At 38.0% G+C, this 13,841-nt stretch carries 13 protein-coding genes and 1 riboswitch; of the genes, 5 read left to right on the forward strand and 8 right to left on the reverse strand.

What is annotated here, in order from left to right; translation table 11 throughout:
• The 8 genes from J2Z82_RS05960 to J2Z82_RS05995 all read right to left on the reverse strand — a co-directional run.
• Nucleotides 1-1,070 (reverse strand): transposase (locus J2Z82_RS05960; protein ID WP_209479876.1); only part of this gene is annotated, 1,070 nt, incomplete at its 3' end.
• A 162-nt stretch (nucleotides 1,071-1,232) separates the two neighbouring features.
• Nucleotides 1,233-2,180: an LCP family glycopolymer transferase gene (locus J2Z82_RS05965; RefSeq protein ID WP_209479877.1), complete on the reverse strand. Its 948-nt coding sequence runs from the start codon at nucleotides 2,178-2,180 to the stop codon at nucleotides 1,233-1,235.
• Between the two features lie 316 nt (nucleotides 2,181-2,496).
• Nucleotides 2,497-3,492, reverse strand: a complete 996-nt coding sequence (gene pdxA, locus J2Z82_RS05970; RefSeq protein ID WP_209479878.1) for a 4-hydroxythreonine-4-phosphate dehydrogenase PdxA — start codon at nucleotides 3,490-3,492, stop codon at nucleotides 2,497-2,499.
• Nucleotides 3,482-4,786 carry a four-carbon acid sugar kinase family protein gene (locus J2Z82_RS05975; protein ID WP_209479879.1) on the reverse strand — a complete coding sequence of 435 codons (1,305 nt, stop codon included), beginning with the start codon at nucleotides 4,784-4,786 and terminating at the stop codon, nucleotides 3,482-3,484. The genes pdxA and J2Z82_RS05975 overlap by 11 nt, the downstream gene beginning before the upstream one ends.
• Nucleotides 4,787-4,816: 30 nt before the next feature.
• Nucleotides 4,817-5,800: a 2-keto-3-deoxygluconate permease gene (locus J2Z82_RS05980; RefSeq protein WP_209479880.1), complete on the reverse strand. Its 984-nt coding sequence runs from the start codon at nucleotides 5,798-5,800 to the stop codon at nucleotides 4,817-4,819.
• Nucleotides 5,801-5,997: 197 nt separating this feature from the next.
• The gene (locus J2Z82_RS05985; protein WP_209479881.1) at nucleotides 5,998-7,734 is read right to left on the reverse strand and encodes a PrpR N-terminal domain-containing protein; all 1,737 of its coding nucleotides are present in this window, start codon (nucleotides 7,732-7,734) and stop codon (nucleotides 5,998-6,000) included.
• A gap of 325 nt (nucleotides 7,735-8,059) precedes the next feature.
• Nucleotides 8,060-9,712 carry a M4 family metallopeptidase gene (locus J2Z82_RS05990; RefSeq protein ID WP_209479882.1) on the reverse strand — a complete coding sequence of 551 codons (1,653 nt, stop codon included), beginning with the start codon at nucleotides 9,710-9,712 and terminating at the stop codon, nucleotides 8,060-8,062.
• 189 nt (nucleotides 9,713-9,901) lie between these two features.
• On the reverse strand, nucleotides 9,902-10,078 hold the full coding sequence (locus J2Z82_RS05995) for a hypothetical protein (protein WP_209479883.1): 177 nt from the start codon (nucleotides 10,076-10,078) through the stop codon (nucleotides 9,902-9,904).
• Nucleotides 10,079-10,120: 42 nt separating this feature from the next.
• A riboswitch (cyclic di-GMP riboswitch) is annotated at nucleotides 10,121-10,205 on the reverse strand.
• A 167-nt stretch (nucleotides 10,206-10,372) separates the two neighbouring features.
• Between J2Z82_RS05995 and J2Z82_RS06000 the strand changes: the two genes are divergently transcribed.
• The 5 genes from J2Z82_RS06000 to J2Z82_RS06020 all read left to right on the forward strand — a co-directional run bounded on the left by J2Z82_RS06000 (nucleotide 10,373) and on the right by J2Z82_RS06020 (nucleotide 13,806).
• Nucleotides 10,373-10,759: an RNase H family protein gene (locus tag J2Z82_RS06000; RefSeq protein ID WP_209479884.1), complete on the forward strand. Its 387-nt coding sequence runs from the start codon at nucleotides 10,373-10,375 to the stop codon at nucleotides 10,757-10,759.
• A 190-nt stretch (nucleotides 10,760-10,949) separates the two neighbouring features.
• A complete protein-coding gene (locus J2Z82_RS06005; RefSeq protein ID WP_209479885.1) occupies nucleotides 10,950-11,735 on the forward strand; it encodes a basic amino acid ABC transporter substrate-binding protein in 786 nt (261 codons plus the stop codon).
• Between the two features lie 52 nt (nucleotides 11,736-11,787).
• Complete coding sequence (locus J2Z82_RS06010) at nucleotides 11,788-12,507, forward strand: amino acid ABC transporter permease (protein WP_209479886.1); 720 nt, start codon at nucleotides 11,788-11,790, stop codon at nucleotides 12,505-12,507.
• A 13-nt stretch (nucleotides 12,508-12,520) separates the two neighbouring features.
• Complete coding sequence (locus tag J2Z82_RS06015) at nucleotides 12,521-13,243, forward strand: amino acid ABC transporter ATP-binding protein (RefSeq protein WP_209479887.1); 723 nt, start codon at nucleotides 12,521-12,523, stop codon at nucleotides 13,241-13,243.
• A 110-nt stretch (nucleotides 13,244-13,353) separates the two neighbouring features.
• Entirely contained in the window at nucleotides 13,354-13,806 is a 453-nt protein-coding gene (locus J2Z82_RS06020) for a hemerythrin domain-containing protein (protein WP_209479888.1), read from the forward strand.
• The last annotated feature ends 35 nt before the right edge of the window (nucleotides 13,807-13,841 follow it).

The raw sequence follows: 13,841 nt of genomic DNA on the forward strand, positions 1-13,841 counted from the left end.
TCTTTATTATAGCTAAACCTATCCTCATTTATTTTATAAGCCATCTCACTTACCGGAATGTACGGTCTTGCTTGTAACTCTTTTATTCTATCCAGAAATGGTTTGCGAAAGTATGCTTTATCACCGTAGACTTCTTCTATTAATAGACCACATCTTTGAGTGTTCTTCAAAAGTTTATCAAACTGCGTTCCATCCACATAACTTCCATTTCCTACATGTACAGCTGTAATGATTCTCTCGTCTGTTGTCATCATATATTCTGTTTTATAGCCAAAAAAACGCTTGGTTTTACTCTTATGGCCAACCCGAGCGTCCTGATCTACTAAAGAATGAACACCTTTTTGTGCCATAAATTTTGGGTCCTTAAGAATGTCCTTCGCATTGTCGATCGTTGCTTTTGTTTTTGGATATTCTTCCACGTTGATGGTTTCTTCTACCTGGCTTATCGTATCTTCCAGATACGATTTCATCATTGTTTTGGCTTCTTTATGATCTTCTATTTCTTTATATTTCGGGATATCCTGATCAATGGTTTCAGGTATTTCTCCGTTTTCTTCTTCTACGTTTTTGAATATTTTACTGGCTAAACGTTTCATCACTCTCTCGACAATAGCTTTAAAGGTATTAGCTTCAGTATGTGTTGTGTCGATTGTAATACCGGAATCTTTAATGATTCCTTTTTTAACACACTGTCCAACAATTCCAATCATAATATCATCCAGCGTTACATCTTGTAATCGATGTTTTCTAAATTTCGTCAATAGGCTTGGATGGGGTAAGCTATCTTCTGGATTAATACCTAGGAAATACATATAAGCGAGATTTAACGAAGCATCCTCAATAACTCGTTCATCTGACAAATTATAGAGGTACTGCAGTACCGACAGTTTAATCATAAGTTCAGGCTCTTTTGCCGGTCTCCCGTAATACTTGCAGTAAGAAGTTTCAAGCAGTTCATTAATAAAACTAAAGTCAACCTCATCTCTTATTAACTTAAGCATGTGATTTTCAGGGATTTTATTGTATAATACTGAGTAGATGCTTAATTGTGCATCATCATTATTGAGCATAGAAAAAACCTCCGTTGTGTGTTTGGTAGTAGTTTTTGGTTAACTCTATTATACCAAATAACGGAGGTTTTTTCTGTGTTTATATCAATTTTATCCCGTTTTTTCCAAATTTTAGGAGCCGTTTTTCAGTGGTCTCTTCCTGTCCCCTCATCCCATGTCCCCTCATCCCACTTCATTAATCATTTCGTGCACTTTGGCGATCTCTTCATCTGGAATTAGATAATAATATACGCCGTCAATTTCTGTTCCGCTTCCTTTCATCTTATAGCTTACTGTATTCTTCCTTACATTCTTGTAGTTAAACAGCAGATCCTTCATATCAGCAAAATCCATATTGGTTGCCATATTTTTACCTAGAACATCAATCATATTATCAATTTTGTTAACCGATGCGATACTGGAGCCCTTATCAATAATAGCTTCAATAACCTGACGCTGACGTTTCGTTCTGCCGAAATCACCGTTTGGATCCTTGTAACGCATGCGGACGTACCCCATTGCTTCAGGTCCATTTAGTGAAATTTCACCTTTGGCATAATGGTAACCTTTTTCGTAATAACCGGTATCATACCAATCCAGTTGGTTATCAACGGTAATGCCTCCAACAGCATCAACCATTTCAGTTAAGCCTTCCATATTCATTTGAACATAATAGTCTAAGTTTATATCCAGCAGGCTCTCCACTGTAGCAACAGACGTATCCGTTCCACCAAAAGCGTAGGCATGATTAATCTTATCCTCAAAGCCTTCACCAACAATAGTTGTTCTAGTATCTCGAGGAATACTGATTAATTTCATCTTATTATTTTTTGGATCAAGCGAAAGAACCATCAATGCATCTGAACGGCCACTGTCCCCAGCACGTTTATCAACACCTAGCAGCAAGATATTTAATGGTTCTTCTCCCTCTATTTTCTTTTTACCCAATTCATGATCAATGGATGGTACTTTTTGATGAATCTTCTCATTTACAGTATCCTTGGCATCATTATAAATTAAAAGGGCATACGCCCCCACTCCAATTCCCAAAATTAAAATCAACAGTAAACTAAATTTAATCCAGGGACGTTTTCGCTTAAACTTGTTATTTGAACGTTTTTGTTCTGACATATACACATACCTCTATCTTTGGAAAATAAATGCATCTCTATTGAAAAACAGGTCTATTATACCATCTAATAGAGAGAAATTACTAGTTACATTTATATTTCATATGTATATCGTACTTGAGACTAAGCCCTTTCCTATTTTGTATATTTCAAAAAATACTTATCGCCTAGCACTAATGGTGACAGTCTTAGTAAGGATTTATAATTTCTTAACTGCTAAAAAAACAAGACGGCATAAGTCCTTTAACCGACTTATACCGTCTTATTAACAATGTTAATTTCAATTATATATTATTCAACATAAACCGGGAAGCGCCCTACTTCTCTGGCGCCAATTCTATTGCTTGTCTCAAGGCTTCTAGCATGCTTCTCTCATCTGCTTTGCCTGTGCCTGCGATATCAAATGCTGTTCCGTGGTCAACACTTGTTCGGATAATTGGCAGACCTACTGTAATATTTACTCCAGCTTCAAGTCCCAATACTTTTATTGGTCCGTGCCCCTGGTCGTGATACATGGCTAGCACAATATCAAAATCACCACGCTGCGCTCTGAAAAATAACGTATCAGCCGGAAGTGGTCCTTCAACATTTAGTCCTTCCTCTGTTGCACGATCAATGGCTGGGATAATTTTTTCTTCCTCTTCCCCATAACCAAATAACCCATTTTCTCCGGCATGTGGGTTAATTCCACACACACCAATTTTAGGTTGGTCCACGCCAGCATTTGTAAGTGTTTCATGTGCTAAACGAATGACCTTATAAACACGTTCCGGATTAATCATGTTGATAGCATCGATTAAACCTACATGTGTCGTTACGTGAATTACCTTTAATTTAGGTGACGACAGCATCATGGAAAAATCTTTCGTACCCGTTAACTCAGCCAGAATTTCTGTATGTCCAGGATAAATATGTCCACCCTTATGCAATGCTTCTTTGTTTAATGGAGCTGTACAAATCGCATCAATTCGACCATTGTTTGCGAGTTCAATAGCAGTCCTTAAATATTCAAATGCTGCATTTCCAGCCTCTGAAGAAACCTCCCCAAATGGCAGATCTTGTGGAAGTAAATCAAGATCATAGCAAGCAATTTCACCAAACTTAGTTGTGAAATCGGAATTTTCATCTACTTCCTTAATCGCTAATTCAGTATTAAGCAGTTCGGCAGCACGCTTCAGCATTTTTGCATCACCAATTACAATTGGATTGGATTGTTCATATACATGCTTACTCTGTAAACTTTTCACAATAATCTCCGGACCTACTCCCGAAGCGTCTCCCATCGTAATGCCTACTATTGGTTTATTGCTCATCTTTATTAACTCCCTTCAATTCCTGCATTGCATTATAAATCGAAGCTTCTTTTCCAAATGCTCCCGCTTTTGTAACAATTGTATATTCTAAATCTGTACCGATTAATGTGCCCAATGGAATTCCTGCTTCAACCTGTTTGATTAAACGGAAGCCTATTCCACCTAAATGACGAGAGGTGTCTTTCGCTGTATCCCCGCCAGTTAATACCAAACCAGTAAGGTCTTTATTTTTTTCAGTTATTGCTGCTACAATTCCGCCAATCGCACCAGAAATACGTTCTCCTATTTGATATCCTGTTAAATTAAGCTTTTTTCCAGTTTCCATAACTTGATCCCTTACTTCCTGATTAGAAGGAACATACAAAACAATATCATTCCCAATTTCTAATCCCACAAGCAAATCTTTAATCGTATTCTGTCTTAATTTTTCCCAATCATCCCCAAAGATTTGCACAGGATCTAGTTCAATCGCTGTTACGCCAGGTTGATCAACCGCATAACGCACTTGATTCTGGGTTACCTGTGATAAACTTCCGCAAACTGTCATGACACGACTGGATTTGGCAAAAGATCGCTTGTCTGTCTTTTCACTGATTCCAAGTACTTCAGGAAGTACCTCAGCTAAGCCAGCAGACCCAGACCATATAATCCGATCAGAAACTTGAACCATCTTTTTAGCAGCTTTTTGTAAATCATCCTGTGATTCTGCATCACAAACAATATAGTTTATCTCATTTTCTTTAAAGCTATTAATCTTTTCACGAAAATCTGATAAACCTGCTTCAATATCTGCTTTTTCCAATAGGCCAATCGGTTGTCCAATTTCGTTTTCCAACAGCTTAGGGATGAACGATTCAGTAACAGGGTGCTTCGGATCCTTTGATATTTCTGTTTCAGCTATTTTTTCACCATTGACATAATGAACCCCATCTTTCGTCGTTCTGCCAAGCGGTGGGAAAGCCGGAGCAATAAATACAAACTCCGGCTTAAATACTTCATACAGTGCCTGCAACTCGGTTCCAATATGCCCCCTCAGGGTAGAATCCATTTTTTTATAAATAGATAAATAACCTGCTGCCTTTAAAAACTGACCAGCCTGCTTCGTTACAGAAGCTGCTTCTTCCCTAGACAACGCACGTGAATTTGTATCAATGACAACTCCGCTATCAAGGTTATTCTGATCTTTTGGGATATCAAAAAGAACGGAAGTATTGATACCTTTTTCAGTAAGCTGCACGCCACTATCATTTGCTCCAGTTAAATCGTCTGCAATAATACCTATATTGTGTTTCATGTTGATTCCTCATTTATTAACAGATTTATATTATTCAACTACATAGTCATCCGGTACTTTAACACCTTTTTTGTCTAACCGCTTCACAAGAAAACCGATATATACCGGAAGCAGAATCGCTGTTGTAACAGTTGATGCTGCAACCTGTACTGTAGCAAGATCAACGTGTGACGCAAAGCTTGCGCTGGCAGCTGCGATTGCGGCTGGTGTTGCTACTGCATTACCTGCAGTTGAACCTTCTGAAGCACCAGCAATCGGATTCCACTTAAATGCTTTAAAGATGAAGTACCCTGCTGTACCAGTTAAGAATACAGTTGCAAGTCCAAGGATAATACCTGACAATCCACCATCAATAATTGCACCAAAGTCAATTCCCATACCTAATGCAAAAGCGAAGAACGGAATTAACATGGAACTTCCTTTATCAAAGAACTCTCTCATTTCTTCATCTAAGTTACCTAATACCATACCAACAATAATTGGTAATAATACTGCGATAAATGAAACGAATGAAAATAGCCCATCAACGAATCCCATAGCACCGAAAATAGATAATGCTACCATTGTAAAGAAAGGACCATCATTTAACGCAAGCAAAGAATATGCTGCACGGTCTGTTTTATCACCATATTGACCAACCAGTGCCACATACAAGCCACCGTTACTGTTCGTCATTGCTGCAATAATCGCAATTGGCGCTAAGCCTAACCAAAGACCATTTTCTCCAGCTAGCATATATGCAATAAGACCAAAAGTTGCACCTACTATCCATTTGGTCGTAAGCAATGTTGCACCTTTACCAAGACTAACTCCAACGTTTTTTAAATTAATTTGCGCTCCTGTACATAATAGGAATAGTGCGATAAGCGTGCCTGCCCCATCTACAAATAATGCCTGTGTGAAGTTACCAATCCTTAGTAAATCAGGTGCGACGGTATTCAATATTGCAGCAAGCAACAATGGTACTACCATCATACCTCCAGGAACTTTTTCTATTGATGCTTTAATTCTCATGTTTATCCCCCTCTGAATATATTGTTTAATAATTAAACATAAAATATAAAGTAAAGCGTTTTCACATATTATATTAAAATACAATGATATAAAATGCAACATATTTTTACTAATTTCTTATTTTACCAAAAAATACTTTTAAATATAGTTGCATTTTTAAACATATCACAAAAAAGAGAATCCCATATAGGATTCCCTTACTGCTTTAATTTTCGCCATAAAGTTGAACGATTAATATTTAACCTTTTTGCTGCTTTGGATTGATTGTTTCCTTCTTCTTCTAATACCTGCCTGATCACTTGTTGTTCTATTTCCTCCAATGTTCCGTCAAGCGGCAGCTTTTTATCATTAGCTATCGACATTTGTTTGTATTTATTCATCAATTCTTTTACATGAAATAGCTCTATATAATTTGCCGTCGTCATTGTGCTTAATTCCCTGATTATCTTTTTTAATTGAGACAGGTTACCCAGCCATTCAAACTGCAATAAATATTCAATTGCATCTTGTTTCATCCCAACTGTTTCATCACCATTTTCAGCATGAAATTCTGCTAAGAAATAATCAACAAACGCTCCAATATCCTCTTTCCTTTCCCTTAATGGCGAAAGATGTATGACATGATTGGAAATTTCCTGGTAAAGCTCATTATCAAGTGCTCTGTTGTTCACCAAATAATCAAGCGATTCGTTAGCAAGCACAATAACTCTCATTGCAGTTGGTATGTTCCGTAATATATTTTTTAAAACATCCTGCATTTCTGCAGACAGTGATTCAATGTCTTTTAAAACAACAGTACCGCGCTTTATAGCCATAAGCTTTGATTGTAACTTATCTTCACTTGTTAAGTGACGTCCCTCTAAAACAACCATAGGAGATTCCTGACCAAATTTTTCAAAATGTAATTCTTGCGCGACCGAATATTTACCTGTCCCAGGTTCGCCAATAATGCTCACTATTTCATCAGCATGTGCAAATTGCTGTATACTATTTCGTAATCGCTTGGCCTCATCGCTATCTCCAATAATCGGTATATGCACAGGAGAACCAATAAGTCTGACCGCTCTATTATCAGATTTAACAACTGATGCATGAACATTTATCCCTGCAATACCTTCTGACTTACTCACCAGGAAGACTTGTAATTCATATATAGTATTTTTACCTTCAACTTCAGTCCATTGATTTGTTTCGCTTTCCAGGACCCTCTTTATCACTTTCAAAATAACAGGGGACTCTAAAATCTCCTGACACTGATTATCTTGTTCGAACATTAAATTTTTCTCAATAACGTCGGCATTTTTATTTAATAAAATAACCGGGAAAGGCAATGAATTGAAGGTTTCCTGAAAATAATAGAATTGACTGTTTACTCGGCGAAAGAAATTATATACTCGTTTCCCTTCTTCAAAAGCATCTGTAACAGCCTCTTTTCCAGACGTAATCAGAACGCCGCGCAATCCAACCTGCTCAGCAACCTGAACAGTAATAACATCGCCAATCACCACTGCGAAGCCTTGTTGCTTCAGTTCCTCCAAGTGTCCTCTCACTTCAGTCCTGGATTTTATTGTAATCATCTTTACATCAAATTCTAAAATATTGCATATAGTTGCTGCCCCTTGAGAAATATTCGCATAGCCAACGAGCGCAACCCCTTTTTTGATACCACGAATGAGAGTGAAAACACGCAGCATATCATACCCAGTTATGTCGATATGCACAACAGGTATCGAAACTTCATCCTGAATCATTGTGGCTGTTCCACCACGACTAATGATTAGCTCATACCCTTGCTTTTCTGCTAATTTCGCCACCTTTACGCCTTTCTCAAGGTTAGCTATAGTCACATCCAAGTCTATATCTTCAGGTTTATCCACTTTTTTAGCCGTTTCTGCCAGACCTTGATACGGGGCAATTAAAAGCGTTTTAATCATCCTTCATCCCTCACTTGTTGCATATTTCAACACTTTTATTATTACATATAGGCGGTTAAATGTCATGTGAAATACGAATGATTGGATTGAATAGGGATGATATTACACCTTCTAGTAACCTAATCAAATTAGAAAACTTGGCATTCGTTAAAGGGATTCTTATGAAAGCGTATTTTGCTTTCTTAGAACCCCTTATACTCTGGAGTGCAAGCCTTTGGGCGAATTGCCTTAGTTGCACTTATGCAGTAAGAAAGTAGTTATACTTTCTTATCTGCCAAAAAAGCTTGCAAGGAACACAATCCCCTGCAAGCTTTTCATTATATTACTAGTAAATTCCTACCTGATCAAATCCACTAGCAACCTCTTCTGCTTCTATACTATCTTCACCATAAATATCAACCGCTGATTGTACGATAGCTGCTCGTGCAACACTAAAATCTGAATCTGGTGTTAAGTAAGTAGTTAATGCACGATAGTAAATATGCCCAAGTTTATCCTTGCCAATTTGCTGACCGATTAGGTATGCAGCATGGTTGGTAATGGACGAGTTAACATGAACACCACCATTATCTACCCAAATTGGCATATCATAGAATTCATCCATATGCTCAGGATACATTCCGTCACCATATGGGGCTCTAGCGTCAGACACTGCAAATTGGTCTGGATTACTTAAGCTGCGTAATGCAACTCTTCCCTCTTCAATGGAAGCTGGTGCCATAATGTCTTCACCCAATTCCCAATCATCTTCATCGATAAGGGCTCCAAACACATCAGCGAATGACTCATTCAATGCACCTGATTGATTCCGGTAACGTAAATTTGCCGTATGACTGATCACACCGTGCGTCATCTCATGAGCAGCGACATCAAGTCCCGCCGAAAGTGGTACCATGAACTCACCGTCGCCGTCACCATAAGTCATCTGACGTCCATTCCAAAACGCGTTATTATAATTGTTGCCAAAGTGAACATAAGAAACGATGGCCATTCCATTACCATCAAGGGAGTTACGATCATGTTCATTAAGGTAATAATCGTACACAGTTTCTGAATTATAGTGTGCATCTACTGCTGGGTGTTGGTACTCATCCATCCAGGCTTCACTCTTGTTTTCGAAAATATCTCCAGTGTTATAATCATATGTGTAAATACCTTCTAAATTATCATGTGATTCATCATATAACTTAAAGGTGGTACTTTCTTCAGGTTGTATTTCCATTGTTGTGTGAAGCTGCCGCTTTACACCGTGAACCCCATCGCCTACACCTGTGTGTGCCTTCTTTTCAATTTCACCGGCATGCAATAACGCATTATACTTATCAATGACACTCCCCGATTTTGCATCAACAAATACAAACCAGTTGCCAGGTTTGTCACCAAGGAAATTAACATTAATTTTATAGGCAAGATTACTTTCTCCTTCAAATGAATAAACAACGAGGTCAGATGTAGGTTTATACGCAAGTTTTTCTGGAGCATTCACGGATGACTTAGCTTGTTGTAGGGCTTCGCTGGTGTCAACGGAAGGATTGGTGTTAATAAAGTTATCTTCAACTACTTTATTATGGTTGCCATTTACTGCAACAACTTCATTTTTCTCATTAAAGTGAACAATTACCTCAGTACCTTCTACAGGTACTCCACTTTTCGTTTGATTAAAACGAATGTGTGTCATTCCAAGGTCATCTTTTTGAACATCTTTAACCTTTAGGTTTTCCTCTGGATTCTTAATCCCAATCCTTTTTTCATTTTGCTTCAGGAAATTAACCGCATTTGAGGCATTGCTGGCATTAAACTTTTTTGCGACTTTCTCCTTAACGAATATTGGGACATTCGCATTTGCATTCCACATTTTCTCTTCTTGCACACTACTAAAACTGGAATCTTGCGGTTTAGCTAACACGTCACTCACTGTAACCGCTCCTACTAATAGTGCCGAAGACAGAACAACAGGAACAATATACCTTTTCTTCAATATTATACCTCCTATTTGATTTGATAGTTTAATTATAGATTAATAGATTACTAATTTCATGATTAATTAGAATTGTTTTAATTTTTAAATAAATAGTTATGTTTACCTAATATTATTATTGAATTGGGTAATAGAGGCTATCTTTTAATTTCATAAGAAATAGGATCGATTAAAACAAAAAAGCACCCATTAGGCGCTTTTTTTGTCTTTCACTATGTAGTTCATTGCTGCTTCTTCATGGTAATTAATTTTCTTTTCAAGTTCATGTTTGAATCTCTCATCAAGACAATCAGAAACAACAGTAGATAATTCCCTCAGTCTTAATTGATGCCAAAAAAACCTACCACGATAGTAAAATTTCTTCAAACATATTCCTCCTTGCAATACCATAAATCGACGGAGGTCGTATTCGATATCTGGCAAGCATAGTCATCTGACTTTAGCCCCTGTAGTTTTGCGTCATCGCTTTTCAACGATTTTGCCCTTTCGTACGATTTATGTTGTTATTTGTATTATCGTGTAAATAGTCACGGTTTTGAATAGTTCTTTATACCTATTATAATAATCACTTTTCTTGTGGAACAATAGTATTTAGGAAAACTATACACTAAACTGATATAATTTCTTTACAATACTCGCTAGAAAAAGGAGATAAAACCATTGATTAATGTTTACACAGATGGTGCATCAAGTGGCAATCCGGGAGTTAGTGGTGCTGGAGTTTACATAAAAGCAAACGGGAAAATATATGAATACTCATTTCCACTGAAAGAAATGTCGAACCATGAAGCAGAATTTCATGCTGTGTTGAAAGCATTAGAAATCTGCCAGGAGAATTTTCCAGATGCAATACTATCATTTCGGTCGGACTCTAAGCTTGTAGTCGATGCAATTGAAAAAGATTTCACCAAAAACAAAACCTATCTTCCATTACTCGAAAAAATCAGAGGTGACTCAAGTAAGTTCCCGTACTTTTTCATCAAATGGATACCTGATAAAAGTAACTATGCAGATAAATTAGCAAGAAAAGCAATTCAGATGCAGTAGGCGCCTCACTAATTTAAGCCAAAATCCCTTACAAAAGGAATTTTGGCTTTTTTCTAATTTGCTTGTGGAATGCACGGACATCTAAATTCCTCCTCCAAGCCCCGTACTTAAACCTTCTATAATACTTATTCTATTGCATCGAACAAGTACATATAATATATAGCTACAATAAAAATAAGGGGGAGTAGATTTGAAAGCAGGATTACGTTTGTTTTCATTCATTTTTTTAATAGTTGGTCTTAGTTTTTTACTGTTCGGCTGTGGTTCAGATTCCAATGCTGAGCAAGATGGAGATGGCGGTAAGCAAAAACTTGTCGTTGGTACAGATGCAACATATGCACCGATGGAGTATATGGATAGCGACGGAAATATTGTAGGAATAGATATTGACGTTGTGGATGCAATTGCTGAAGCAGCAGGCGTTGAAGTAGAATATAAAAACATTGGATGGGAACCATTATTTCCAGCGGTTGAAAATGGAGAAGTTGATTTTGCTGTATCTTCCATTACAATCACGGAAGAAAGAAAAGAGTCATTCGATTTCACTGACCCATATTACTTTGCGAATCAATTAATTCTCACAAAAGAAGACTCGGATATAAAATCATATGCGGACCTTGAAGGCAAAGAAGTTTCAGTTCAAATAAACACGACGGGACATGTCGCCATACAGGATCTGCTGGGAAAAACTAGTTCTGACATTGTCGCAACAGAAACAATGCCACTTGCAATCAATGAAATGCTTAATGGTAATGCCGATGCTGCAGTTGGAGATAATTCCACTGTCAACGAATATATCAAAAACAACCCAGACACAGAATTAACGACAATCGAGGATGATAGTTTTGAGAAAGAGTATTATGGACTAATGGTTAAAAAGGGCAATACGGAAATACTTGAATTATTAAACGAAGCGATTCAAAAGGTAAAAGATAGTGGTGAATTGGAGGAAATTACTGGCTTTGCTGTTGAGTAAACATTTGTAGCAACAGAGTAAATTAACGTTTGCTCATTTGGGGGTAGTTGTAATGGATTTCCTGCAAAATATACGTTTTGATATGATATGGAGCTATAAAGAATTGTTTATTCGAGGTGTCGGCATAACGCTGGCACTCACCCTCGCCGGCTATCTAGGGGGAATTATATTAGGCTTGTTTTTTGGATTGGGGAAAATGTCCAAGAAGAAGTGGATCTACTACCCTTGTAAGTACTATGTCGACTTTTTCCGTGGGACTCCATTGCTAGTACAAATATTGCTAATTCACTTAGCGGTAATCCCGACCATTTTCGGTCACTCCTTAGGCTACTTTGCATCTGGAGCACTTGCACTTGTTTTAAATAACGGGGCATATAATGCGGAAATAGTCCGAGCAGGTATTCAATCCATTGAAAAGGGGCAAATGGAAGCAGCTAGATCACTTGGGATGCCATTTACCGAAGCAATGAGAAGTATTATTTTGCCCCAGGCTTTTCGCCGGATGATACCTCCACTCGGCAATGAATTAATAGCACTGCTCAAAGATTCATCACTAGTAACTGTTATAGCTGCGAATGACTTGCTTTATGCGGGTAAAGTAGTTGCAGGCGCATACGCACGATTCTGGGAGCCATATATTACGGTTGCAATTCTATACTTAATGCTGACATTAGTTTTCACAAAAATTATTACGTATGTGGAAAATCGTTTTAGTAATAGTTATGTTCCCTCACCAAGAAAACGCCCTTTCACATCCGGTTCCAGGTCTTGAGGAGGATGAAATAATGATTAAAATACAAGGCTTATTCAAATCATTTGGTGACTTAGAAGTTTTAAAAGGAATCAGTTATGAAGTAAAGGAAAAAGAAATTATTTGTGTAATCGGACCCAGTGGTTCTGGTAAAAGTACGTTTCTTCGTTGTATTAACCTGTTAGAGGATATTACCGCTGGGGAAGTTTTTATTGATGACGTAAAAGTAAACGATGCGAACACGAATATTAACGAGATACGAAGAGAAGTGGGGATGGTGTTCCAGCAGTTCAACCTTTTCCCGCATATGCGCGCACTTGCAAATGTTGCACACGCTCCGAAAAGGATTCGGAAAATGCCTGCAGCTGAAGCTAAAAAGCTAGCATATCAATTACTCGAAAAAGTTGGGCTTAGTGATAAAGCAGACGCCTACCCTGAACAATTATCCGGCGGGCAGCAACAGCGGGTAGCAATCGCTAGGGCATTAGCAATGCAGCCAAAAATTATGTTGTTTGATGAACCAACCTCAGCACTAGACCCAGAAATGGTAAAAGAAGTGCTTGAAGTCATAAAACAGCTTGCTTACGAAGGAATGACGATGGTAGTTGTCACACATGAAATGGGCTTTGCCAGAGAAATGGGAGATCGCATCTTATTCATGGATGAAGGACTGCTCGTTGAAGACGGAACACCCGAACAACTCTTTAAAAATCCACAAAACGAACGAACAAAAGCATTTCTAAGCCAAGTATTGTGACGGAGGGACAGGTTCCTTGTCCCGGACATGGGGTCAGGTTCCTTGTCCCTACTAATATATAAAGTGCTATAATGAGGAAAAGATTAGATTGAGAATAAAGGAGAATCACAATGGCTGAACACAAAGGCATCAAACGACATGAATCACTTCAACCCCTATCACGTCACCATATGATCGGGCTACACCTGGCACTGAAGCTAAAGCGAGCGGGAACTGAGGAAAGCCGCTTAACAATAGAAGAAATTAAACAAGAAGCCGATGAATTTTGGAATCCAAATGGACAACAGCATTTCAGGGAAGAAGAGGAATTTCTTTTACCTGCCTACGCCCAATATGCAAAAATAGAACAGCCAGAGATTATAGAGATGCTTCTGGAACACGTGAAGATACGTGCCCAAATGGATAATCTTATAAATGGAGAAGATGTTAGTTTAGATAAGATGCACGAGTTGGGTATGCTGTTAGAGGCACATATTAGAAAGGAAGAACGTGTGATTTTTCCAATGATAGAAAAAGCATTACCAGAGGACAAGCTTTATGAGCTTGCCCCTTATTTGCATTGAGTGTGATATTGTTACGCAGCATTTACGGGACGAGG

Origin of the sequence: Virgibacillus litoralis (assembly GCF_017873675.1) — a bacterium.
GTDB classification, from domain to species: domain Bacteria; phylum Bacillota; class Bacilli; order Bacillales; family Amphibacillaceae; genus Lentibacillus; species Lentibacillus litoralis.

Excerpts from the sequence above, each read along its gene's own strand:
- J2Z82_RS05965 (WP_209479877.1), bottom strand. The coding sequence starts at position 2,180 with ATGTCAGAACAAAAACGTTCAAATAACAAGTTTAAGCGAAAACGTCCC.
- pdxA (WP_209479878.1), bottom strand. The coding sequence starts at position 3,492 with ATGAGCAATAAACCAATAGTAGGCATTACGATGGGAGACGCTTCGGGA.
- J2Z82_RS05975 (WP_209479879.1), bottom strand. The coding sequence starts at position 4,786 with ATGAAACACAATATAGGTATTATTGCAGACGATTTAACTGGAGCAAAT.
- J2Z82_RS05980 (WP_209479880.1), bottom strand. The coding sequence starts at position 5,800 with ATGAGAATTAAAGCATCAATAGAAAAAGTTCCTGGAGGTATGATGGTA.
- J2Z82_RS05985 (WP_209479881.1), bottom strand. The coding sequence starts at position 7,734 with ATGATTAAAACGCTTTTAATTGCCCCGTATCAAGGTCTGGCAGAAACG.
- J2Z82_RS06010 (WP_209479886.1), top strand. The coding sequence starts at position 11,788 with ATGGATTTCCTGCAAAATATACGTTTTGATATGATATGGAGCTATAAA.
- J2Z82_RS06015 (WP_209479887.1), top strand. The coding sequence starts at position 12,521 with ATGATTAAAATACAAGGCTTATTCAAATCATTTGGTGACTTAGAAGTT.
- J2Z82_RS06020 (WP_209479888.1), top strand. The coding sequence starts at position 13,354 with ATGGCTGAACACAAAGGCATCAAACGACATGAATCACTTCAACCCCTA.